Below are 25,664 nucleotides of genomic sequence, written 5' to 3' on the forward strand. Positions count from 1 at the left end.
TTATACTATAATCTATGAAATCTGTTACTAATTAATTTAATTTATATACTTCGGTTCCTGCCAACAGGAAGCAGCCGATACCATAATCCTCAAAATCAGGTATTTTATCATAAGTCACCGGCTGACCGTCTTTAGGTTCCTTTCCTGTTCCCTGTACATAGCCCAAACAACCGTTTGGATGAACAGCATCCTGTACCATTGCATTCCAGGCTTTCAACAATACAGGGAGGTATTCTTTCTTATCCAACAACCCATTGCGCACCCCCCAAGCCATTCCATAAACAAATAAAGCCGTACCACTCGTTTCTTTACCGCCAAAGTTTGTTTCATCATGCAAGCTCGCATTCCAGAAACCATCTTTACGCTGACATTTCTTGATTGCCTTACTCATAGTCAGGAAATCATTGATGTAATCTGCACGATGTAGCTCATTTGCCGGTAATTCTTCCAACACCCGCACCAAGGCGGCATACGCCCAGCCATTGCCACGGCTCCAATAGCAATCTTCCCCATTCGGTTCTTTATAGGGCGGAACAAAGTCATGATCTCTCCACCACAGTCCGTCTTTAGGGTTGAACAGGCCATTCTTGGCATACTCATTACGGGTATAGCTATACATCTCCCACATCTTATCAGTATATTTCTGCTCTCCTGTCAATTTTCCCAATTTAGCATAAACAGGCATTGCCATTTGTATGGCATCTACCCACCACCAATCGTTCACCTGCGGAGTATTAACCACCATATCGATATTAATCTTGATATTCTTAATCATCTCCGGATTGGGGCAAATATTATACAAATCGATATAAACCTGTCCGCAACACTGGTCATCGGCATTACGGGTAATATTTCCGTTGCGCATTCCCCATTTATGATAATCAGCCCACTGATAAGCATAATTATAATAATCTTCCCGTGGAAAAATGGAATGTAGCGCCATCAATCCCTCATAATATACTCCCCGCGTCCAGATATTGCTGGGACGAATAATACCATTATAAGACGGCGTACGATAATCTGCATACTTCTTCATGAAGTAATCATTCACTTTTACCAAAGTTTTAAGTGTCTCTTTCCTGTCGGGTAATCCTTGTGCACTGACACTCCCGCAAATGAGACTCATAAAGAGGAAAACTCCTATCAATTTCTTTTTCATGATGTGGTTATTACTCATTAATACTGTTCTATATCTTAATCTACCTATTGTTTCACACTAATTATTGTACCCTTCACCATCCACGGTTATATTCCGGTATACCACTCTTTCGGCATCATCCGTCACAAACAAAGGACGTCCATCCGGCTGTTTATAATGGAAATGTACATTATCCAGCGTCACTCCCTGTGCATGACGGATATAAAAACCTTTTGCCGGAATAGTACCAAACATCCATGGCTCCGGATAAGTCTTTTCATTCTCAGGCGGAATACGCTTGCCATCTTCTGCCGTATAGCCTCCCTGATGATAAATATGGATATTGCTGAAAGTTACATCCTCGATCCATGCTTCCGGCACCCCACTGATAATGGAAGAGTAACGTGAATCGGCATTGAATACATTGACATTACTGATAAGAATTCGTCTCATTGAACCTACCGGAGTTCCTTCGGGGCTACGCATACGTTTGCCAAGGCGCAAGAAGAAAGGGGCATTCACAATATCCCGCATTGTGATATTGCTGATGACAATGTCTTCCAACTGACCGCCATCCACCGTTTCAAGTGCAAGACCACGGCAACGCTCAAAGATACAGTTTGTAATAACAATATTTTTAAAGCCGCCACTGGATTCAGTGCCCAACTTTATACGTCCCGTTACATAGCCGTGATCGGGCGCCTGCGGTTCATCGCGCTGCCATGTGGCATCCAGCATCGTTCCACGGTCGTAACCGGTAACATAGCAATCGGAAATCGTCACATTCTCCGTGTCCCTGAAACTTCCGAGAGCATAGGATGCCTTCAATACAATCGCATCATCCCACGGACTGTTGACACTACATCCCATTATACGGACATTCTTACAGCAATCTATATCGAATCCGTCACGGTTGGTATCCACTTTCAGGTTGATGATACTCAGATTATCCACTCCGGTAGCCAACAAGGCAAAATGCCCGCAACGCAACATGGAGAAATCTTTCAGTGTGATATTTTTGCAAAGCTTCAGGCTGATAGCCTTATTTCCCACTCCCGGCAAACGACTTTCTTCACGAGTCAGTCCACGACCATAGATCAGTCCGGGACCGCTAATAGTCACATCTTCTATGCCGATTCCCCAGATCAGGGAGTTTTTCCAATGGCTATGACCAAAGTCCTGATAGCGGTTATGTTCGTTCGGCTCAGCCTCATCATATCCACCCTCCGGAGTAGGCGATGCCGCAATGATGCGTGCACCCTGTTCCAGATAAAGATGAACATGGCTGGCAAGCCGTATGGAATAGCAGGCATATTCTCCGGCAGGGATATATACGGTTCCACCACCTTCACCGGCAACCGCAGAGATGGCACGATTAATGGCGGGCGAATCAATGGTCACCCCGTCGGCACTGGCTCCATAATCTTTCACATTATGGATGGATGCCTGCATCAGTAACACCCAGCAACAAACCGATATGAATACAACCAAACGTTTCATCTCTTATTTTCTTTTAGAAATAATTCCGATAACATAAAGTAATTATAATCCGCCTTGGCATTCTGCTTATAGAAACAGAAGTAACAATTCTCTTGCGCAGTCCAAGAGTAGAAGCCGGAAAGTACAGGAGCATCTGTTTTCTTTCCCGAATGATACAATTCAAGTGGAGTTTTCTGCTGACGGGCATCCGACAAGCGAAGTTCAGAACCAATAGGCACGATTCCCGAAGCAACCCGCAAACCCATGCTTTCGCCATAATATACAGTGACAGCATTCTCTTCATCACTGAATACATTGTCCCGGCAAGCCCCGGGAGAGATTATATTTCCTTCTTTCGAAAGAGTTTCATCTTCATTGCAGGCTCCGAAAGCCCAACACAAAGATATATTTTGGGGTAAACGGGAGCCGGAAACCTCCATTACAAAACCCTTCGTATCTGCCAAAGGACATATTACCAACCTAACTTCACCCTTTTCTAACAATGCATCCTTTATGATATATATCCGGTCTCCCGTTTTCTTCAAATTACATTCATCCAACCAACGGCTTTCATCACCTGCTACTATTCCGAGCCGGAAAGTACCCGCCCCTTTAGACAAACGAAAAGGAAGCACCTGTGCTTTCACTTCCACCAGCACAAGAACTAACAATAATAATATCGTGATGCTTCTCTTCATAGTATCCAGTATTCCGTTAATTAATTCATGCTGCGAAAATAGGCCATTTCACAGTTTCAATAAATGGAAACATGTACATTTACATGGAAATTCATCTAAAAGAGTCCTATATTGCAGGAAATTGCACTATTTTCCATAGGCTCTTTTTCCTGAGTCACTTACCTTTGCGTACATATAAATCCAACAAGAAAAACATCCATGAAAAAGCAAATCTTCACCCTACTTTGTGCATACCTGATGAGCGGAATGCTCTTTGCACAGTCCACTTGGTTCAATGACAAAGACCTCACCCTGACCGGTGTCTACTACTATCCCGAACATTGGGACGAAAACCAATGGGAACGTGACTTCAAGCAGATGCATGACTTAGGTTTTGAGTTCACCCACTTTGCCGAGTTTGCCTGGGCGCAACTGGAACCGGAAGAAGGCAAATATGACTTCGCCTGGCTGGACAAGGCAATCGCTTTGGCAGACAAGTACAAACTAAAAGTAGTGATGTGTACTTCTACCGCTACCCCACCCGTGTGGTTAAGTCGTAAATATCCTGAAATCCTGATTAAGCATGAAGATGGTACAATCCTCGACCACGGTGCCCGCCAGCATGCTTCATTCGCTTCTCCACGGTATCGGGAACTTGCCTACAAAATGATAGAAAAGCTGGCACAACATTATGGCAATGATCCCCGCATCGTAGGCTGGCAGCTTGATAACGAACCTGCCGTACAGTTCGATTATAATGAGGTGGCAGAAGTAGCATTCCGCAACTTCCTGAAAAACAAGTATCACAATACTATCAAAGAACTGAATGATGCCTGGGGTACTGCTTTCTGGAGTGAAGTTTATTCGACCTTTGACGAAATCACCCTTCCCAAGACTGCCCAGATGTTTATGAACCATCATCAAATACTGGATTACCGACGCTTTGCCGCCGGACAAACCAATGACTTCCTGAACGAACAATGCCTGCTGATTAAGAAGCATGCCCGCAACCAATGGATTACCACCAATTATATCCCCAACTATGATGAAGGCCATATCGGTGGAAGTCCCGACCTGGATTTCGTAAGCTACACCCGCTACATGGTTTATGGCGACAACGAAGGCATCGGACGTCGCGGATACCGGGTGGGAAATCCGTTACGCATTGCCTTTGCCAACGATTTCTTCCGCCCCGTGCAAGGAACTTACGGAGTAATGGAACTGCAACCGGGACAAGTAAATTGGGGAGGTATTAATCCACAACCACTTCCCGGCGCTGTCCGCCTGTGGCTCTGGAGTGTATTTGCAGGAGGAAGCGACTTTATTTGTACGTACCGTTACCGCCAGCCGCTTTACGGAACAGAGCAGTACCATTACGGAATTGCCAACACAGACGGTACTACCATCACCCCCGGAGGACATGAATTCGAACAATTCATCAAAGAAGTGAAACAACTGCGTACACAGGCAAAAGCACGTGATGTGAAACCCACCGATTACCAAGCCCGTCGCACCGCCATACTTTTCAATCACGAAAATGCATGGAGCATCGAACGTCAGAAGCAGAACCGTACCTGGAATACGATGGCACACATTGACAAGTATTACCGTACGCTAAAAAGCTTCGGAGCTCCGGTCGATATCATTAATGAAAGCAAAGACCTGTCACAGTATCCGGTAGTCATTGCTCCTGCCTATCAGATGGCAGACAAAGCATTGGTAGACCGTTGGACTGAATACGTAAAGAATGGCGGTAATCTGGTATTAACCTGCCGTACAGCACAGAAAGACCGTTACGGCCGTCTGCCCGAAGCACCTTTCGGTTCGCTGATCTATGATTTGACGGGAAATGAAATGGAGTTTTACGACCTTCTGCTCCCCGAAGAACCGGGAAAGTTTGTGATGGATGGTAAAGAATACCCCTGGAATACCTGGGGAGAGATACTGAAACCGGGTAAGGATTGCCAGACCTGGGGAAAGTATATCGAAGAATTTTATGAAGGAAAACCAGCCATTACTACCCGCAAACTTGGTAAAGGTACTATCACTTATGTAGGAATCGACAGCACGGACGGAACCTTAGAAAGAGATGTACTCAAAAAGCTCTATGCAAAACTGAATATATCTGTAATGGATCTGCCGTATGGAGTAACGATGGAATATCGCAACGGTTTGGGAATAGTTCTCAATTATGGCGACAAGCCCTATCACTTCAATCTTCCTGCAGGAGCCAAAACTTTGATAGGAACAACAGATATTCCGACAGCAGGAGTACTGGTATTTGCAACAAAGCAATAGTTTAAGCCGCACATCTATTTATACACAATAAGTATCATGAGAAAGAAACTATTATTTATCATCTTCTGCCTGTCCGCCCTCACGGGATTCGCACAGACAGCAAACACTCACCCGCAAGCGGATGATCTGAAAGGAAAACGTATCGGAGTCATTGGTGACAGCTATGTGAAGAACCACAAAGAACCTGTTGAAAATACCTGGCACTACGCTTTTGCCCAAAAACATGGCATGGAATACTTCAATTATGGCAGGAATGGGAATAGCATTGCTTATTCCAGCCCGCGCTGGGGCGAGGCCATGTACATAAGATATAAAGAGATGGCAGACAACCTCGACTATGTTATCGTAATCGGAGGACATAACGATGCTTTCAAACTCGATTCCATCGGAGGGATAGATAACTTCAAGGCTAAGCTGGAAATACTCTGCAAAGGACTCGTAGAGAAATATCCCACAGCCAAAATATTCTTCTTTACCCGATGGAACTGTAAGGACTTCAAGGGAAGTGACTCCGAGAAAGTGATAGACGCCATGGTGGAAGTCTGCGGTAATTACAGCATTCCCATCTTTGATTGCGCCAGGAAGGGAGGCATCTATGCCGACAATGATGCTTTCAGGAAAATATATTTCCAGGGAGAGAAGGACACGGCACATCTGAATGCAAAAGGCCATGCCCGCTTCCTGAAAGTAGCGGAAAACTTTATATTACAGTATTAAGACGAATGGTGTATTTTATTTCACCACAAATTCACTTTGTATCTTAACCGCTTCACCCTTATCCGTGATTCCCTGCAAAGTCACCACATAAGTTCCTTTCATATCCGATGTATAGAAACTAACGGCATCCGTCGTAAGAGTTATATCCGGATTCCAATAAAGTGTATGACGGAAATCAGGAATACGGGATGTTAGTTGTTCTTCCGAATCATATGCCGGAGTCATAAAAACAGGCCGGTTCTGAGGAAACTCATAAGCAAACAACTGGGAATTCTCATCCAGACGCAGTCCGGGGAGAGTTCCCTTATGTGTAATCAATGAAACGATTCCCTCATACAGCTTACCACCAAATGTATACCTGCCACTATATTGGTGGATATAATGCAATAAGCGCGCATTGTAATCCAATACCGTTTCATGGTTTTCAATGGGAACTCCATCTATCAGCACTAACGCTTTCAAACTACTGAATCGTTTAATATCTTCCTGCAATATTCTGATAATGGTTTCACCTTCTACCTTACTTACGCGTACTCCCATCACAAACTCTATAAAGGCCTCACGTACTGTATTGAAACGAACGTACTCATCCAGATTATAACTGATCGAAGGAGAAAAATTATGTAACTGTTCCAATATACTCTGATTCTGAGTGGAATCTACCGGCAGAATAGCATGCAACTGCGCTCCGATACTACGTTCTATCAGTGCTTCTTCGTCGTATGCCAAACGTAATTCAGGAAGACTTTCGGGTAATAATCCGGCAAAAGGAGAGACTACTTCCAATCTGCCCGGACGTCCTCTTTCCGGCAAAGCCGTCAACACGACATCCTGCATATTCGTGATTCCGGAAGTATAAAAAACATAAGTACCATCGGGCTGTAGTTGCCCATCGAAGATCCGTATGTCCTTACCTACACATGATAACCGTGCATCCACTGAATCGGCAGATGCCCCTATTAATTTTCCGGTCACTATATGTCCTTCACATTCGGCAATAAGATGAGCAGATGAACCGGTATTCGTTTTTTGCAAACTCCCCAGGGATGGGAAAAGTGGTAATGTGCAGTCTTTCCTCACCACAGATAAAGTCAGATCCCGCATATTATCCGGTAATCCCGACAGCTTCAATGTTACCTTACTACGATTACCATATACAGATTTTTCTGTTAATGAACGTAACGAAGAAGCCGGCAGATTTTCGGAGATCCGTAAAATAGAATCTGTTAGTAACTCTACATCATCTTCCTCCGTAGCCTGATTAGCATTCAGTACGGCAATGTATTTTCCGGGGAAACAATCTTCCGACCGATTTCTCATGTAGCGAGTATACGCCATAAGCTGATAAGTGCCCGAATGCATGGTTTGAGGAAATTTGATACGTCCCCATCCCACCCCATTTTTCAAGGCTATTTTTCCTTGTGCATACGCCTGATGCGTATCACTGATTTCGACATAAGCCACCTTGCTTATCTGACTTTCACGCTGCAATGAATCGGTCACACAAACCTTTATCCACATGTCTTCTCCTGCCAGATAATTGTCTTTATCTGTATATATTCGCATATGTTCAGTAGTCTGAGCCTGCAAGGTCAACACTGAAACTAAACAAACGATGATAGATATAATTTTTCTCATAATACTCTGGTATTAATAATCCCTGTCCGGTAACGGCCAGAAAGAAGGTTTATTGAGAGTTGCACCTAAATCGCGAATATCCGTACACCCTTTTTTAGCCCACTCATAACCTAACATATCCAAATAAGCAATGCGATATCCTTCCATATACAAATCACGGTTACTTTTACCTTCCGTATCTTCCAAAAGATTACAGTCGTACGTATTGTCATACTGTATCTCACTGTTCGAAATATAAAGGCGGTACTCACTTACATTCATATTGACTCCCACATAGCCTATTGCCTGCTTATCCGGATTACTACAAGTGATATTGGTAGGCAGTTCCGACGGTTGCGGAGTAAACAGTCCTCCCATATCTTCACTCAATTTCGCCTTATTCTCATAATATTCAAACTCTCCTTTCGATAAGGCTCTTTGCTTCATCAACGTACTATAATAATACGAAACCCTGAGATTGTTGGAAGCAATAAAATAGATTTTCTTATCCTTTATCAAATTAGTCACATTCGATTCTGTAGAACCCACAAGCGTTTTGTTCGATTCTGCATGGGTCCAGCCTCGTGCAAAGGGAGCCTTTTCATAAGTCGTCACATCATCTGTCACCGGATCATAGAACCATTGGACATAAAATGCCGTCCTCACCTCCCAGTCTTCCTCATAAGACCAAAGATAATAAGCAGGTTCATTACCCTTTGCTGCTTGTGTGGAAAGGTAGATGTAGATATTCCCGTAGTCTTCCGGCTGATTAAAAGTAACACTCTCTATGGCCGCAGTCTCTATCGGATGCTGAAGTTCAGAGGTATATGTATCCCCCTCGTACACAATCTCCGCTCCATAACGTATTTGTTGATTCAAAGGACCTATCTGTACCTGATAGCGTCCGTTACCCATGGATACCCCCTTTATACGCGAACCATCATCTCCCACAACACTGACATCAGCTACTATCTGGTTATAATCCCCGGGGATACTTTCTTCGTTTAGAGAAAAGGTACGACTCAGTGAAAATACGACAGTACTATCTGATATGATATTTCCTTCCACCACCAGTAGCCCTACACTACCATCCGGAAGTTTTGCATCAAACTTATCAATGCAATTACTTAAAGTGATCCATAGCAAACTTGCCAGGACTAATATATTCGTTCTTCTCTTCATACCTCTTTAGAATTTAATGTTATAAGTGACAAAAGGAATAGGTGCTCCGAAAATAGACATTTTGTATCCTTGTATCTTACCCTTTTCGGACACATAATAAATGGAGTAGACATTCTTCCTTCCGGTCAGGTTGTAGATACCGAAAGAAATAGAGCTATGCGTCAATAAAGTCAAATGATGGCTTGGCTCCACATTGAAGGCAAGATCGAGGCGGAAATAATCGGGAACCCGGTAGCTATTGCGGTCCGTATAATAAACCTGCATCTTCTTCAGACCTTGATCATAATATTGTCCGGCAGGAATCGTAGTTGGACGTCCCGTACTGTAATCCATATTGAAAGACAGGCTGTAGCGACGGGTAAATTTATAGTTTCCTACCAGTTTGAAGTCATGTGGCTTGTCATATTCCGTCGGATACCATTCGCCATTATTCACAGGACGTGCAATGCGCGGATCATTCTGGCGCAGGAAAGTACGAGAATATGTATAGCTTGCCCATCCGTTCAACTTACCGGATGGTTTCTTTACCTGGAACTCAACACCATAAGCATACCCTTCTGTGTTAATCACATCTGTTTCCAAATGATGGTTCATCACCAACTTTGCTGAACTGCGATAGTCCAGATAATCATTCAGTTTCTTGTAGTACCCCTCTACCGATAGCTCTAACATCTGACCGGGCGTGTTGTAATATGCTCCGGCAGCCAGCTGCCAGCCATTCTGAGGTTTTATGTTCGTATCACTCAGCTTCCAGGTATCTGTAGGCGACATAATGGTGGTATTCGACACTTTATGAATATACTGCCGCATTGTATTAAAGCCTGCCTTGACAGAGAAATCATCATTGAAAGCATACCGGGCAGACAATCTGAATTCCGGTCCCTGGTAAGTCTTAACCACTTTTCCGTTACCAACCGATATTGAGTCAACGACAGTAGTGGAAGAAGGCAGCATACCATCCTGATAAGTACGGTAAGTACGCGGCCCCATCAGGTTGAACATGGAATAACGAATACCTGCATTTACAGATAACTTAGAAGTTACCTCCCACTGGTCTCCGATGTAAATAGCACTTTCCAATGCTTTATCCTTTTGAAGCTGATCGAGCCTAACCAGCGAGTTCTCATGTAACGGCTCGTAAGTTCCCGAATTTATATTGTAGAACTGGCTCATAAGGCCGAAATTCAACGTATGGTTATCGTCTATTTTGTAGCTGAAATCCGCTTTCCCAAACCACTGATTAATGGCAAACGACAACCGTGCAGCCGCTGTTTCTTCCACAGTTTCATCATTCCGGTAATCATAATGGTCATAACCGAAAGAGAAATTTCCCGTTAGTTTCTCTGAGAATATACTTCTCCAGTTGGCAGAGAAGTTCATATTGTTATAGGCATACTTCTGATTATCGTTAAAAGCGAAACGGTCATGGCTGTAATAACCATATATATTTAATTTATTACGCTCATTCAAAGTATGTGAGAATACACCACCCAAATCATAGAATCCGGCTTTACCATCGCGATAACCACTCTTTTCAGGTAACACCTTCATCATCCAGTCCGAGTAAGTGGTACGTCCGCTCAAAAGAAGCGATGTCTTTTCTTTAATGATTGGTATTTCAAGATTCAGTTTACTGGTCACCAGTCCGATACCCGCCGAACCTGTAAACTTCTCCTTACTGGCCTCTTTACTGGTTATATTCAGCACAGATGCAATACGTCCTCCATATTGGCTGGGAATACTACTTTTATAAAGTTCCGCATCCTTTATCATATCCGAATTGAAAGCTGTGAAGAAGCCAAACAAGTGATTCGGGTTATAAATCGTTCCATTATTCAGTAGTAACAGATTTTGATCCGCCGCACTTCCACGCACATTGTAACCGCTAGACGCTTCTCCTACTGTCTTGATGCCCGGAAGTGTCTGAAGCATCTTCAGTATATCCACTTCACCCATTGCAGTAGGGATATTCTTCAGTAAGCTGGGTTGGAATTTTTCCATTCCCAACTGAGTGCTTTTCACATTCTGCATACGTCCTGAAACAATGATAACTTCGTCCAATAAATGATCCTCTTCTTCCAGTTCTATGTGAGTATTTCCTTCTCCATAGAGCATAAACTGCCGGCGAGTCTCCTTTATATTCAATCCATTGATTTCAATCGTATTGTATCCGACAGGAAGCAGAATGGTAAAATTCCCCTGACGGTCGGTAGCAGTAGCAACCCACGGTTCACGATGAACAATATTGATACCTTCCAGTTCCTGTCCTGTTTTAAAATCAGTTACTTTTCCATTCAGAAGAACAGTCGCCTCAGGAGAAGGTTTATACCTGTTTCCTATTTCATATACCTTATTTTCAGAAGAAGACTTCACAATAGGAATAAAAGAAGAAACCTGTTCACTATCCTTTATCTGCTCCCCTTTCAGAACCGGAGTAAGAGTGGTAGATAAAAACGTCTCCGGCAAAATAAATATCTGATCGGCATAAACAGTGACTTTATAGCGTGTGGCAGCCAATGCCTGCCGCAAACTCTCGGCAGTAGGCTTCGATGTCTCAGACTTTTTCACCTTGAACGGGGTTGCAATCGTAGTATAAATACGGCAAGATGTGTTCTTTTCAACAGCATCCATCAGTTCAAAGATAGAAATGCTGTCTGTATTCTGCTGTTGTGCCAGCACTACGAAAGGGGATATAATAAACAGAATGACTGCTATATATCTTATTTTATATACTGTCATAATTATTTCTTATTGATTAGAGAATCAGCATATTGGGTTAATGCAGTCAAAGCCTCTGCGCGGTAGAGAGTACTAAAGTTCAGAAAATGATCCTTTGCATATCTTTTCAATTGCTTTTTATGATCCGGAAAGAGCTTTAGGAAACTGGAACGTGAAGTCACTGTATATTCTACCCCCTCTTTAGAAAGCACAAAACGCACCACTTTATCGAACTGTTTATAACTGATTCTATCCTTCTCTACGGATGCTCCCATCCTACACAAAACATACTGGGTCAATCCCATCTGTGGGCTATCATATAATTGTGCAGCAAAAGTATTGCCATGTGGAACAAACTTTTTATCTCCAATGACAAAGTAGTTAACTTTCCTCATATCGACCTCAAGAAGCAACCGCTTTTCAGGGGTAATCACAATCAGTTGTTTCTTAAAGGTGTCATACCGGAGCTGCATATCGGTATACAGTGATCCATCATAGCAAACTGCCCCTTCCTGAAATTCATCCGTATCCCAATAAGGATGATTTATATAAAAGTAAGGGCTGTAGCTCACTTCTACTTTACTGGTATAAAGAGCTGCATAATCTCCCGCCGATTTTTTGAATTCATCAAAAAGTGGCTGCTGCGTATACACCGGAGAAAGGATACAGAATGTGCATAACAGAATAAGTAGATGCGCTTTTCTAATATTCATAAGATATTAAGATTAACGGAAAGTTCTTTAATGGACTATTAGTTGTCTAAAGTAAGCAATATAGACGAACTTGATAACTATTAAGAGCACATATTTAGGTTTATTAAACAAATTACCCATATTGGGCAAATGAAAAGGGCTGCCCCACCCATTTACGGAGAGACAGCCCATTACAAATCAATAAACCTATATTAGTCTAACCCTATTGTGAGATAAATTAATATCCCGGATTCTGCCAAGCCTTTTTCTGTGCATCAGATAAGTTTGTGCCATCCTCATTGAGTAGACCATCTATAAATGATTGCGGAATAGGACGATATTCATGCTTGTTTTCTTTGATATTAGCAACCGTCTCCGGATTGAAAGCCTTGGCACGTTTAATCAAGGTATTGGTACGAGACAAATCTTCCCAACGTAACCATTCACCCAATAATTCGCGTGTACGCTCATTCAGAATAAAGTTGATAGCACGTTCCTTCTTATCAGAAAGATTCAATTTATCCAATATTTTTTTATCAACATCAGGGAAATTATCGAATGACCAATCTGTCAGATCCGAAGCGGCAGTTGTTCTTTGCAAACTTGGATTAGATAAATAATAGGTATTCTTAGGAATATTAGACCATTTATTCATTTCCACCAACGATGCCACATAAGATGAACCATCTTTCACCTGTGTCTTAAAAGTATTGGATGCGGTTGAATTAGCCTTTGCAAAATAATCATCCGTACTAATATATGTATCACGTTCTTCACCATTCTTCCATTGAGCACGTTTACGAACAACATCAATATCTATTTTAGCTTTATCATATTCGCCTTGACGAACGTAACATTCGGCACGTACCAAATAAGTCTCTCCTAAACGAGCCATTGTCACATCACGGTGGGCATCCCCTTTTTCTCCTGTGCGCGAGCAGTCATCTGTTTTATTAATACCGGCAAAGAAGTTAGATGCATTACTTGCCGTAGTACCAAAGGTATTACCTACATACTCTCCATTCTGATACAATACAAGCGATGCAGGAGCCCATTTGCCACCTAAACCCAATATATTATCTTTATCATACCAATTAGGATTTAAAGCGCCTGCACCAAATTTATACTCATTGTAAGTGCCGTCTTCTTCAGTATTAAGAATCATAACAATTGAAGGATCACCAAGTTCCAGTCCTTTCTCTGTCGCAAGTTTTGTATCAACAATCTTATTGATGCCATAAATAGTACGGAATGTTTTCCACATACGGGCATCATCCACATGATCATATACAGCATAAGCATATTCTGTTGGACGACAACGTTGGAACTCCATACCACCGATAAACTGACCACGTTGTGTCCACTGATTAGATACAGTACGATATTGGGGAGTGAAATAATTATAAGTACGATTACCAAAACGTCCGGTTGTCGAGCTATTGGCATTATGTCCAGCAGCCATCAGTATTTCATTAGTCTGCTCTATATCGCAATCAACACCAGACCAATTTGCGTACAAATCACTATAGTCTTCTACTAATGCTCCACGAGCATTTATTGCATATGTACATGCATCGATAGCTTCTTTCAAATCATTCTCTACATATTTGCCATTCCAACCGGAACAACGTTCGGAAGCACGGAATAAAAGAGCCTTTGCAAGGAAATGGGCAGCGGTGGCTTTTGTCCAAGTAATTCCCTTGCCATACGTAAATTCTTCACCTGTAAAATAATTATAGGCATTACGAAGGTCTGAAATAACTTGTCCCCAACACTCCTCCTCTGTAGAACGAGTAAAATTGCGTACTACACCCACAGCAGGAGTGGTTTGCAATACACAACCACCATACTGTGCTGTCAATCGATAGAAGTTATAGCCACGCAGAAAATAAGCATGTGCCAGACAACGATTACGCACCGTTTCATCAGGTACAAGATCGGCATTGGCAATAATCGTATTACATGATGCTATACCGAAGTACATTTCATCCCACAGCCCCGAAACTCCCGGACAGTTAGCATTAGGAGCTCCCAAAGCAGTTGTATAATTCAAGGGATTCAAAGCCGGTTCATAAGTATTCCATATCCAAGAGGTATTATCACCCCCCATAGTAAATTCATCCGTACCGTAAAGAGTAATACCATAAGCATGCTCATATCCGAAATGCCAACGAATATTTCCATAAAGGGATACCGCTAAAGCTTCAAGACCTTCAGCCGTTTGAAAATAGTCTGTTGAATACTGTGTATTCAGTTCTTCTTTCAGGAAATCTTCTCCACAAGAAGTAAACATCACACTTGATAAGGTCAGGAGACCCAGTCCGATATTCTTTATTTTATTCATAACTTAATCTTTTAATATATATGTTTTCATAATTAGAAACCTACCTGCAAACCAAATACAAAACTACGGTTATAGTAAGTATTGCTTGTATCAAGATCATACCAATCAATAGACTGATATAAGCTACCCGGATTTACAGCTTGCGCATAAATTTTCAAATTTCCAACTCCCATTTTGCTACAAATAGTTTTCGGGAAATTATAGCCCAAAGAGATATTCCGGATTTTAACAAAAGCCGCATCACGATAGCCCAACAAATTAGCAAATTCATCTGATTTCTTATAAATCGGTTTTTGAAATTCCGAATTTGTATTTTCAGGTGTCCAATAATCTGTTTTTTTATTGATATTATACTCACCGGTCAGTCCATTGCCCAGACCGCTTACCATATATCCCATACGACCATAAAGAGTGATGCCAGCCTCAATGCCTTTCCATGAAAGTGTATTTGTCCAACCTAATGTCCAATGAGGATTTGAATTACCTAAAACCACACGGTCTTCATCACCAATAACATAGTCACCGTTTTGATCGACCGGACGTACCATACCCGGAGAGAAATTGTAACCGCCTTTTTCCTTAAACTTAGCCATTTCAGCCTGATCCTCAGGAGTATCTTGCCACAAGCCTGCATTTGCATAAGAGTAATGAACACCGATAGACTGTCCAATAAACCAACTATTATCAGGCATATCATTCTTACCATACGCTAACTCTGAAATTTTATCTTTTTGATAAGCAGCATTGATATTTGATTCCCATGTAAGTCCATAACCAGTTTGCACGGGGATAAGGTTTAAAGAAACTTCAACACCATGGTTTTTAGTCTTACCCACATTTGCATAAGTCGTATTAAAACCTGTCAGCGTAGGAATAGTCACACCCATCAACAAGTCGTTGGTTCTTGACATATAGAAATCCAAACTACCACTGATACGACTATTAAAGAAACCAAAGTCTATACCCCAATTATATTGAGTTGTTTTTTCCCAGCCCAACTCTGGATTTGCCATTGTCATTCCATTCTTACTCATGTCCACATAATAAGGTTCATTGAATGTATATGCAAGGTAATCAGAAATTCCATTGAAAGGAAGCATAATACTGCTGATACCACCCTTTGTGACGTAAGGAGAAACCGTAGAATTACCAGTCACACCGACACCGAACCGAACTTTCAAATTATCCAACCAAGAAACATCTTTAAGAAAATCTTCCTGGTTAATACGCCATGCAGCAGATGCTGACGGGAAGAAATCCCACTTATGGCCTGCTGCTAACTGAGAAGCACCATCCCAACGACCTGTTACAGTTACCAGATAACGTTCATTAAAACCATAGTTTAGGCGAACCATATAAGAAGTAAGTTGACGATTGGTGATACCAGAGCCTATTCCCACTTTGTTACCTGCTTCCGTCGGGCTGTTATTTGTATTGCTGAACGCATTCCACAAATAGTCAGGACGAGGAATGTTTTCAGCCTCCATACTGCTATTTTCATTATTCCATTTTGAAGCTGTCTGGAGCAATGTGACTCCTACTTTATGCTTTTCAGCAAATGTACGGTCAAACATAATCATATTATCCAGAGTCCAAGAGATATCGCGGCTATTTTTTAAACGTGCCCAACTATTAGCTCCTGTTCCACGATTAGCCGATGTGGCATCAATATAAGCACCTTCACGCCAATGACGAAAGTCTGGTCCAAAACTAAATTTGTAACGGAGTCCTTTCAATGGTTCATAAATCTCACCCAAATCAAGAGTAGCTGAGAAATTACCCAATGCACGAAAAGTCTGTCTTTGTTGAGTAGACTTTTCTGATTCACCTACCACAGTATTGGAAATAGTCCCGCCCGGCTGGAAGATAATATTGCCGTTATCATCATAAGGCACCGCATAATTCATAAGTCCTTTAGCTGCACCATAGATAGCATCAGGCACTGAACCTGATTGTCCTTTCAATGTTGACATACCATAATCTTGCTCACTCCAAGTTGCATTGATCGAGGCATTCATAGTAAACCACTTGGTAGGCTTAATATTCACACTAATTTTACCAGTGTAGCGTTCGTACCATTGTCCTATCTGCGTACCTTCATTCTTAAGGTAACCGAATGAAGCATAAGCATTCAGTTTATCAGTACCTCCACTTGCGCTCAACGTATGTTCATGAGAAACTCCGGTTTGCGTTACAAAGTCAGTCCAGTCTGTATTCGCCATTTTCGAACCATCCCATGAGCCACCAGCCCAACCTTTCATTACATTAGCCAAAGCATAGGTATCGCCTCCAAATAATAACTCATCATTTTCCTTTGTAGGAGAATAAGGACTTGCATATTCTTCAGTGTTCGAGTTATAAGCAGCCCAACGGCGATATGTGACATAATCTGAAGCTGACATAGCCGGATTCTTATCTACAATATTAGAAATAGTCACTGTTCCCGAATAATCAATTTGGAACTTACCTTCCTTACCTTGCTTAGTAGTAACAATAACAACACCATTGGCACCACGAGAACCATAGATAGCAGTTGCCGACGCATCTTTCAAGATATCAATAGACTCAATATCCCGCGGATTTAACGTTTCAATTCCAGAACCTGACATCAAAGGAACGCCATCTACTACATAAAGCGGATTATTACCATCTTTAACAAGTGAACGGCTACCGCGAATACGTATGCTACCTAATTCACCCGGACGCTCATTCGTAGTAATATCCACACCGGCAGCCTTACCTTGTAATGCTTCGAAAGCATTATTAACCGGACGAGATGTCAGTTGTTCTGCTCCTACACTTACCAAAGCACCCGTTACGTCGCTCTTCTTCTGAACACCATAACCCACTACTACTACTTCATCCAACATTGCATTATCTTCCTGCAATGTCACCTGGAAATTTGTTTTCCCGGCAACAGAAATCTCTTGGTCCTTATAACCTATAAAAGAAATAGAAATCGTACCATTATTAGGCACATTAGAAAGGGTAAATCGACCATCCAAGTCAGTAATCACACCATTAGTAGTGCCTTTCACCAGAACATTGGCACCAATAACCGGTTCGCCAGTTTGATCAACCACAGTACCTGAAACTGTTTTACTTTGTGCGGCGGCTCCTATAGCCAATACCGATAACAAAGCAATGAGGAACAGCCGCTGGAGTTTACCCATGCGACCAAACAGACTTAAAATCTTGCTGTTTTTCATACTTTAATTATTAAGTTAAACAAAAGTTAGTTTTCTATTCTCTCAGGAGATTTAAGGCCTCCTGTCTGTGAAAAAGTGTTGCAAATATACAAGCAAGAGACAAAAAAGGGAATGTAGGATTGTGTCAAAGCATGGAAAATTTAATCTTTTCAACTGAAAAATAGTATCAACGACTGTGAATAAAATCAAAATGATTAGTCCTCGTAGCATTTTGATTATTCCGGGTATTTTATTATTAGATTTGTTACTTTAATATTGTATCAAGAAACGTATAAACCCAAAAACGAATATGGCTAATCTTTCAATAGTAATTGTACCAACTAAAAAGCTATCCAACGGAAAACATCGAATAAGAATTGCAGTAGCGCATCGCTCGCAAACCAGATATATTTCAACTCAATTTATATTGGATTCTGCTAGCCAAATGAAAAATGGCAAAGTTGTCAGGCACGAAAATGCAGCAAATATTAACACTTGCCTCCGCAAGATAATCTATGAATATGAAGAAATCCTATCATCCATTCATTATTTGCCAACTTTATCGTGTACAGAGCTAATACATACTATCACTCGCGAACAACAAAAAACAGGTATTACTTTCAAGACTGTGGCAAATGAATATCTTTCCCTCATGAATACTGAAGAACAAAAGAAATCTTATAAGCTATATTATATAGCTTATAAGAAATTCCTAAAATACATGAAAGGAGATTTTCCTTTAGTACAATTGAATCCATTGCAAATACAAGGATTTGCCAATACGATGAAAGATGAGGGATTATCGGAAACATCCATTAGAATCTACCTTACTTTAATAAAGGTAATACTCAATTATGCCGACAAAATGAATTATGTGAGTTATCGGGTTCACCCTTTTGTACTTTTCAAAATGCCCGTTAGCAATGTCAGAGAACTGGATTTGACTGTGGAAGAATTGAAAAGGATACGTGATGTGAAATTATTCAAGCCAACACAGATAATGGCCCGGGACATATTTATGCTTACCTATTATTTAGGAGGCATTAATTTGAGAGACTTGATGGAATATAATTTCAAGAACCGAAACAGTATGCGGTATGTACGCCATAAGACGCGGAACAGTAAAAAGAGTGAGAATGAAATAGCTTTTACCATTCAGCCGGAAGCGCAGGTAATCATCGATAATTATATCTCAGATAATGGAAAACTGGTCTTCGGCAGGTATTCATCTTATGAAAAAGTCTATAGTTTAGTTTTCAGACATATATATAAGGTGGCGAATTTGGCGGGAGTTAACAGGAAAGTCTCTTATTACTCCGCCAGAAAAACATTTGCCCAACATGGCTATGATATGGGGATCGAAATAGAAAAGATAGAATATTGTATAGGACATAGCATGAAAAACAACCGGCCTATATTTAACTATATACGAATCATGCAGGAACACGCGGATAAAGTTTTCAGGGCAATTTTCGATCAGTTGATAAAATAGCAATTTGAATAATCTTAGTTCAAAGCCTCAACCGTATCCGAACCGCGTTTACTCCGTATCATCTCCGTATTCTATAGATGCGAGTTCGTACGGACTTGACACGGACTTGGTACGGGCTTGATACGGACTTGGTATGTGGAGGATTATAAGTAGGGTTAAAAACACTTCCTTCACAGTAAGATTAATCATAGTAATAACTAAAGTATATATTTCTCAATTCGGCAAATAGATCGTATTATTGTATCGGGTCTTCTTAAAACCTCACCAAAAACACTCCATAAGTCATTTTTTTCATCATTATCAAGTTAACTTTTGTTTAACTTAATAATTTAAGTATGAAAAACAGAAAAAAATCAAGTCTGTTTAGTCGCTTGGAAAAAGTCCAGCGACTGTTCTTCGTTGCTTTATTTTCAGTACTGGCTATAGAAGCCTCTGCACAAAGCAAAACTATTTCGGGAACTGTCCTCGACAAAACTGGTGAATCTGTAATTGGCGCCAGTGTAGTAGTAAAAGGTACTACTAACGGATCAATTACTGATTTGGAAGGCAAATTTACTATTTCGAATGTTCCTGATAATGGGACGATCCAGGTTAGCTTCGTCGGATATAAGACCTTGGATATTCCAGTAAAAGGTCAGTCCAGTTTCCAAATTACATTAGAAGAAGACAGTGAGATTCTGGATGAGGTAGTTGTCGTAGGTTATGGTGTTGCCAAGAAAAGTGATGTGACCGGAGCACTGACACAGGTGACTGCAAAAACCATCAGAGAACGTCCTGTACAGAATGCCTTGCAAGCCATGCAGGGTAAGGCAGCTGGCGTGCAGATTACTTCTAACAACCGACCGGGAGAATTGGGCGATGTGCGCATCCGTGGTAATCGCTCTATCAATGCAAGTAACGACCCATTATACGTAATCGATGGTATTCCAATGACCGCAGGTTCCATGGCTGATGTCAATCCCAATGATATCGAATCTATGGAAATCCTGAAAGATGCATCCGCTACCGCAATCTACGGTTCACGCGGTGCGAATGGTGTCGTCCTGATCACTACCAAAAAGGGGAAAACTGGTAAAGTGACGATTAATTATGATGGTTCCATTTCCTTCTCAAAGATTGATTCAATGACCGATTGGATGAATTCGGGCGAATTGATCGATTGGAACCGGCAATCCAATATTAATGCAGGCGCATATACCGGCAAATATGGTAATGCTCCAGACCCTGACATCGACGGAGATGCTTACTTTGGTGGGGTAACCAAATATCCTTATCTGCGTCCGGTCTTCAATTCAGCGTTCCAGTTTAATGCCGACGGTACTCCTGTACTACGTGATGCAACCGAATATGAGCAGAATGTATTAGGATATGCCGCCAGAGTACCGGTATATGATTCTTCAAAGATTCCAACCACTCCCTGGACTGATTATGTAACCCGTACGGCAGTTACCCACAACCACCAAATGTCACTCTCCGCCGGAACAGAAAAGTCCAAACTGTATATGTCATTAGCCTATCTGGATCAGCAATCTCCGATGAAAGATCAGGATTATAAACGTTATACAATAAATTTGAATGGTGAAATCCAGGCTACTGACTTTTTGAAAGTCGGTATGGGAGTGAATATCAGTCATTCCATTAAAAACTACGGTATTGTCAGCAATTTTTCAAATACAACGGCTAAGGACTCTTATGGTTTAGCTACCAATCTGATGCCCTACGCACCGGCGTATGATGAAAATGGAGAATTACTGAGTCCGTCAGATGGTCCCTCACAGCACAATGCTTTATTAAACATTGATCAGGCTCAAAATGAAACACGCTATTACGGTGTCATGTTAAGCTCTTTTGCAGAACTTGATTTTGGCAAAATATGGGCTCCATTGGAAGGAGTAAAATGGCGTACTAACTTTGGTTCCCAATATCGCAACGCCCGTGAAGGCAGCTATTATGGCAATGATTTCACCAATCCGTTAGGTTATGCCTCAACAGAACCGAATGTAGCTTACAACAATCAAAGTCAGAAACTGGCATGGACACTGGAGAATATGATCTTTGTAAACAAGACATTCAATAAGATTCACTCTTTAGGTCTGACATTGATGCAATCAGCTGAATATTATCGCACAGAAGGTATAGAAGTACGTGCTTACGAATGTAAGTTCCCTACCGCCTTATGGTATAGCGTAGGTGATTCGAACACTTCAAAAGCAGGTATTGGCTCCTCGTTCAGCGAACAACAAAGGGCTTCTTATATGGCTCGTGTCAATTACTCATTGATGGACCGCTATCTGCTGACTTTAACAGGTCGCTGGGACGGTGCTTCCATGTTAGCTGTAGGCAACAAATGGGATTTCTTCCCTTCAGCAGCATTGGCATGGAAACTGAATGAAGAAGATTTCATTAAAAGTATCAACTGGATTAATACTTTGAAAGTGCGTGTGGGATATGGTGTTACCGGTAATGCTTCTGTAAGTCCTTATCAGACAGGAGGGGCTATGGTTTCCCAATGGGCTAACAAGCCTTTCGGACAAGGCGGTGTGACTACTAATACTACAGGTGCCAAAGCTTCCGTATTACCCAACAGAATGCTTGGTTGGGAAAAAACAGCTTCTACGAATGTGGGAATCGATTTTGGATTCCTGAATAATAGAATCAACGGTAGTGTTGAATACTATGTTGCCAAGACTTCCGATCTGCTGCTGAACCGTTCAATTCCTATCATGACCGGATATACTCAGATCTTATCAAATATAGGTAAGACTCAGAATAAAGGTTTTGAAATAACCCTCTCTACCACAAATATTCAGACCAAAGATTTCACCTGGAAAACTGATTTCACTTTCTCTACCAATAAAGAGAAAATCGTAGAACTGGCCGATGGCAAAAATGACGATACCGCTAATGGTTGGTTTATCGGAAAGCCTATCAATGAGGTATGGACTTACAAATATGATCGTTTGTGGCAAAATACACCCGAAGACCAGAAATTATTAGCAGTCTATAAAGCCAATGGCATTACAATGTTCCCCGGTATGGCTAAACTGGTCGATCAGGATTTCATTGAAGTACCTAAAGGCACAGAGGGAGCAATAACCAAGACGGTGGATATCAATGGACAAAAACAGGAAATCACATACATGGACAATGGTTTCGGCAAATTCAACAATGACGATAATCATTTCTTAGGTTCATTTACTCCAAAATGGGAAGGCGGATTCACTACTACTTTCATTTATAAGAATTGGCAGTTGAATGCATTCATCTATGGTCGCTTTGGTAACACATATTATGGATTGATGCAAACTTACGGACGCCGTGTGGAAAAGGACATCTGGAGCCCGGAAAATACAGGTGCCAGATTCCCTCAACCACGTGCAGGTGGCGAAACATTTACTGACTATAGCGCATATATGAGTTATACCAAAGGAAATATGATTGCTATTCGTAATATAGCCTTGTCATATACACTACCGGAGAAATTATTGAATAAGATCGGCGCATCAAGTTGTTCCATTTATGCTCAGGTATTGAATCCATTTATCTTTGGCGGTGAGTTGGTAAAAGCAGGCATCAATCCTGATGATACTACCGGATGGAGTGAGAAAACCAGCGCTACTAACTTTATCGGAGGTCAGACCAATAACACGGTATTGAACCGCAGCTATGTGATAGGTTTAAGACTTGGCTTTTAATTGATGAACCCTATTAAGAATAAAACAAATATGAAGAAATATATATTACTTTCAATGATTGCACTGGGAAGCATATCTTGTACTGACAGCTTTCTGGAGGAGAAAATGGTATCTACCATTACACAAGATTATTTTGAAACCGAACAAGGTCTGGAACAACTGATAGTCGGCACCTATGATGCCTTGCGTGTAACCAAACAATATGAACAGGGCCCAAGTAGTTTAATGCTGGGAGTAGATAACTTCTCTGCAAAAACGGCAGCTTACGGCATGTATTCTGCAAGTGAATGGAATGCAACCGGCAAATTGGCAGGCTATGCTAATGGCTTGTGCGGTGAGAATGCAAAATCATTATTAGGTTTCTATCCTATTATAAATAACTGTAACCGTGCCATATTATCTATTCGTGAAGGTAAGGCACTCGGAAAATTTGCAAGTGATGCAAACTATGCAGCCAAGGCTTTGTCGGAAGCTTTATTCAATCGTGCTTACTCACTTTATATAATGAGTACAATGTATGGTGAAATATTTGTCCCCAAAGGATACACTGCAGAATTACCTTCCAACTATAATTATGTACGCGAAAGTGTGCCCAGCATTTATAGCCTGTTGATTGGAGACTTACGTTATGCCTACGATCATCTACCGGATGTTAATGAACAGAACCTGACCACAGACTTTGGTCGTGCAACCAAAGGGGCGGCTGCCCATTTTCTGGCAAAGCTCTATTTACAACGTGCACAAGGTGCTAAATATGGCAGTTCTGAATATGGTGTAAAAGCCGATGGCCATGTAGATACCAGTAATTCAAAGTCTTATTTAGGTATGCTGTACAAAGGTGAAGGTACCGCCGATTTGGACTCTTGCATATATTATGCAACGAAAGTAATAGAGCATGGTTATTATGCATTGGAATCAGACTATAGAAAGCTCTTCAGTCATCCGATGGGAGACTATTCAAATGAGAACAGTCATGAATTGATTCTTTCTTGTGTATATGGTCCGATGGGAGGCGCCGACAATGGTCGCTACGGTAATCGTTTGCCTTATTTCTTTGGTGGTGATTACTCGAATGCATCCTGGGGAATTCCTGATTTCTGTTGGGAATATCCTACAAAATCCTCTGCACGCATTGGTTTCACCAATGATTTCGGTTTTGACTTGTATGTAAATAAGCAGGCTGACTCTCGGTATGAGAAATCATTCCATGTGGAATACACAACGGCACTCAAGGGAGGAGATTCAAACTCATCACCCGCCGCCAACCTAGACTATTATGCTTATGACAGCGATAATAACAAGACTTATGTGTGGACTGATGCAATGGCAAAGTACTTTAACGAAAAGATTCTTCCTACGTACACCAGAGCATCTTGGGGAAATCGCAAAGCTGTAGCCGGTGAACACAAAATGGGTAAAGGCGACCTGGCTTTTGCTTATGTAGAAAATACCAAGGAAACCGCTATCGACATAAATGAAGCTTTAGCGCATCCTTTTGTCCTGATGGCTCGCTGGATAAAAGATGGAAATAAATACTATTACCGTATTCCGACAAAGGCAGAAGGAAACAGTTATACTTATAATGACAAGAGTTATTCAGGTTTGGACAAAATGGGATCTACCGCATGTCCGGCAACTCTGAAGTACGATGAGCCGAATCGTAGCAACTATACACACTACGAATCGGGCCGTGATGTACCTTTATTCCGTCTCGCCGAAACATACCTGCTTCGTGCTGAAGCATATGGCCGTAAAGGTAACTACAATGCAGCGATTGCCGATATTAATGCAGTACGTGCACGTGCAGCCTACAAAACCGGAGAAAAGCGTGCAGAAGTCATAGCCATTTTACAGCCGGGATATGAAAAACTATCGCAGACCGAACAACAATGGCCGTATGAAGTAGCAGTTGATATGACATCTGCAATGTTGATAGACGAATCTTATTGGGATGGAGTCTCCGATCATTCAAAAGCAGAGATGTATCCCAAGACAGCTACTTCAACAGAAGATCGTTTTGCCAACTTCATTCTGAATGAATTAGCACGCGAATTGAATCAGGAAATAATTTATTATGAGAACTTGCACCATTCCGGTTGGCAGGCAGATCGCATTATCTACCATGACCAACTGGCATCTCCTCAAAAAGGTTTATGGGATTCTTCTGATAACCTGATCAACGGTATCGGCCAAACGGGTGACGGTATGGGTATGTTTGAACCTCATTATACCCTTAAACCATTCACTCAATCCATGCTCGACTTATTGACTGACGAGAATGGTAACCCTTTAGACGACTCAGCTAAAAAGGCTTACCAGAATAATGGTTATTAATCAATGATTTTTTAGAATGGGGACTTATTGTCCCCATTCTATCATGCTATTCTTTTGGGGTGCTGTTACAAGCCCTCCCTCTTACTGTACATA

At 41.5% G+C, this 25,664-nt stretch carries 14 protein-coding genes; 5 read left to right on the top strand and 9 right to left on the bottom strand.

All coding sequences use genetic code 11. The features are described from left to right. Positions 1-31 precede the first annotated feature (31 nt). Genes DW036_RS04585 through DW036_RS04595 form a run of 3 tightly spaced genes read right to left on the bottom strand, consistent with a single transcriptional unit; the run spans position 32 to position 3,315 of the window. A complete protein-coding gene (locus DW036_RS04585; RefSeq protein WP_118462042.1) occupies positions 32-1,159 on the bottom strand; it encodes a glycoside hydrolase family 88 protein in 1,128 nt (375 codons plus the stop codon). Between the two features lie 57 nt (positions 1,160-1,216). Continuing rightward, entirely contained in the window at positions 1,217-2,638 is a 1,422-nt protein-coding gene (locus DW036_RS04590) for a glycoside hydrolase family 28 protein (protein WP_118461664.1), read from the bottom strand. Then, positions 2,635-3,315 (bottom strand): DUF4450 domain-containing protein, encoded by a 681-nt coding sequence (locus DW036_RS04595; RefSeq protein ID WP_118461666.1) that lies wholly within the window; start codon positions 3,313-3,315, stop codon positions 2,635-2,637. Before DW036_RS04595 ends, DW036_RS04590 begins: the two co-directional genes overlap by 4 nt. Positions 3,316-3,552: 237 nt before the next feature. Here DW036_RS04595 and DW036_RS04600 point away from each other — a divergent pair, with 237 nt between their 5' ends. Both DW036_RS04600 and DW036_RS04605 read left to right on the top strand, forming a co-directional pair. After that, positions 3,553-5,592 (top strand): beta-galactosidase, encoded by a 2,040-nt coding sequence (locus DW036_RS04600; protein ID WP_369905953.1) that lies wholly within the window; start codon positions 3,553-3,555, stop codon positions 5,590-5,592. Positions 5,593-5,628: 36 nt separating this feature from the next. Beyond that, positions 5,629-6,309, top strand: a complete 681-nt coding sequence (locus DW036_RS04605) for an SGNH/GDSL hydrolase family protein (RefSeq protein WP_187374552.1) — start codon at positions 5,629-5,631, stop codon at positions 6,307-6,309. A gap of 15 nt (positions 6,310-6,324) precedes the next feature. Here the strand turns inward: DW036_RS04605 and DW036_RS04610 are convergent, their stop codons facing one another. From DW036_RS04610 to DW036_RS04635, 6 genes are all read right to left on the bottom strand, one after another. Further along, positions 6,325-7,947 carry a hypothetical protein gene (locus DW036_RS04610; protein WP_118461672.1) on the bottom strand — a complete coding sequence of 541 codons (1,623 nt, stop codon included), beginning with the start codon at positions 7,945-7,947 and terminating at the stop codon, positions 6,325-6,327. 12 nt (positions 7,948-7,959) lie between these two features. Next, a complete protein-coding gene (locus DW036_RS04615; RefSeq protein ID WP_118461674.1) occupies positions 7,960-9,108 on the bottom strand; it encodes a DUF4249 domain-containing protein in 1,149 nt (382 codons plus the stop codon). 6 nt (positions 9,109-9,114) lie between these two features. Then, positions 9,115-11,847 carry a TonB-dependent receptor domain-containing protein gene (locus DW036_RS04620; protein WP_118461676.1) on the bottom strand — a complete coding sequence of 911 codons (2,733 nt, stop codon included), beginning with the start codon at positions 11,845-11,847 and terminating at the stop codon, positions 9,115-9,117. Between the two features lie 2 nt (positions 11,848-11,849). After that, positions 11,850-12,539, bottom strand: a complete 690-nt coding sequence (locus DW036_RS04625; RefSeq protein WP_118461678.1) for a hypothetical protein — start codon at positions 12,537-12,539, stop codon at positions 11,850-11,852. A 217-nt stretch (positions 12,540-12,756) separates the two neighbouring features. Continuing rightward, positions 12,757-14,862: a RagB/SusD family nutrient uptake outer membrane protein gene (locus DW036_RS04630; protein ID WP_118461680.1), complete on the bottom strand. Its 2,106-nt coding sequence runs from the start codon at positions 14,860-14,862 to the stop codon at positions 12,757-12,759. A 32-nt stretch (positions 14,863-14,894) separates the two neighbouring features. Then, complete coding sequence (locus DW036_RS04635) at positions 14,895-18,071, bottom strand: TonB-dependent receptor (RefSeq protein ID WP_118461682.1); 3,177 nt, start codon at positions 18,069-18,071, stop codon at positions 14,895-14,897. Between the two features lie 289 nt (positions 18,072-18,360). Here DW036_RS04635 and DW036_RS04640 point away from each other — a divergent pair, with 289 nt between their 5' ends. The 3 genes from DW036_RS04640 to DW036_RS04650 all read left to right on the top strand — a co-directional run bounded on the left by DW036_RS04640 (position 18,361) and on the right by DW036_RS04650 (position 25,571). Next, on the top strand, positions 18,361-19,542 hold the full coding sequence (locus DW036_RS04640; RefSeq protein WP_118461684.1) for a phage integrase SAM-like domain-containing protein: 1,182 nt from the start codon (positions 18,361-18,363) through the stop codon (positions 19,540-19,542). A gap of 335 nt (positions 19,543-19,877) precedes the next feature. After that, positions 19,878-23,237, top strand: a complete 3,360-nt coding sequence (locus tag DW036_RS04645; RefSeq protein ID WP_118461685.1) for a TonB-dependent receptor — start codon at positions 19,878-19,880, stop codon at positions 23,235-23,237. A 30-nt stretch (positions 23,238-23,267) separates the two neighbouring features. Continuing rightward, on the top strand, positions 23,268-25,571 hold the full coding sequence (locus tag DW036_RS04650) for a RagB/SusD family nutrient uptake outer membrane protein (RefSeq protein ID WP_118462043.1): 2,304 nt from the start codon (positions 23,268-23,270) through the stop codon (positions 25,569-25,571). The last annotated feature ends 93 nt before the right edge of the window (positions 25,572-25,664 follow it).

The organism is Bacteroides sp. AF39-11AC, from assembly GCF_003474285.1.
In the GTDB taxonomy this organism is placed as follows: Bacteria; Bacteroidota; Bacteroidia; order Bacteroidales; family Bacteroidaceae; genus Bacteroides.

Excerpts from the sequence above, each read along its gene's own strand:
- DW036_RS04645 (WP_118461685.1), top strand. The coding sequence starts at position 19,878 with ATGAAAAACAGAAAAAAATCAAGTCTGTTTAGTCGCTTGGAAAAAGTC.
- DW036_RS04635 (WP_118461682.1), bottom strand. The coding sequence starts at position 18,071 with ATGAAAAACAGCAAGATTTTAAGTCTGTTTGGTCGCATGGGTAAACTC.
- DW036_RS04630 (WP_118461680.1), bottom strand. The coding sequence starts at position 14,862 with ATGAATAAAATAAAGAATATCGGACTGGGTCTCCTGACCTTATCAAGT.
- DW036_RS04605 (WP_187374552.1), top strand. The coding sequence starts at position 5,629 with ATGAGAAAGAAACTATTATTTATCATCTTCTGCCTGTCCGCCCTCACG.
- DW036_RS04590 (WP_118461664.1), bottom strand. The coding sequence starts at position 2,638 with ATGAAACGTTTGGTTGTATTCATATCGGTTTGTTGCTGGGTGTTACTG.
- DW036_RS04650 (WP_118462043.1), top strand. The coding sequence starts at position 23,268 with ATGAAGAAATATATATTACTTTCAATGATTGCACTGGGAAGCATATCT.
- DW036_RS04615 (WP_118461674.1), bottom strand. The coding sequence starts at position 9,108 with ATGAAGAGAAGAACGAATATATTAGTCCTGGCAAGTTTGCTATGGATC.
- DW036_RS04625 (WP_118461678.1), bottom strand. The coding sequence starts at position 12,539 with ATGAATATTAGAAAAGCGCATCTACTTATTCTGTTATGCACATTCTGT.
- DW036_RS04600 (WP_369905953.1), top strand. The coding sequence starts at position 3,553 with ATGAGCGGAATGCTCTTTGCACAGTCCACTTGGTTCAATGACAAAGAC.
- DW036_RS04610 (WP_118461672.1), bottom strand. The coding sequence starts at position 7,947 with ATGAGAAAAATTATATCTATCATCGTTTGTTTAGTTTCAGTGTTGACC.
- DW036_RS04595 (WP_118461666.1), bottom strand. The coding sequence starts at position 3,315 with ATGAAGAGAAGCATCACGATATTATTATTGTTAGTTCTTGTGCTGGTG.
- DW036_RS04640 (WP_118461684.1), top strand. The coding sequence starts at position 18,361 with ATGGCTAATCTTTCAATAGTAATTGTACCAACTAAAAAGCTATCCAAC.
- DW036_RS04585 (WP_118462042.1), bottom strand. The coding sequence starts at position 1,159 with ATGAAAAAGAAATTGATAGGAGTTTTCCTCTTTATGAGTCTCATTTGC.
- DW036_RS04620 (WP_118461676.1), bottom strand. The coding sequence starts at position 11,847 with ATGACAGTATATAAAATAAGATATATAGCAGTCATTCTGTTTATTATA.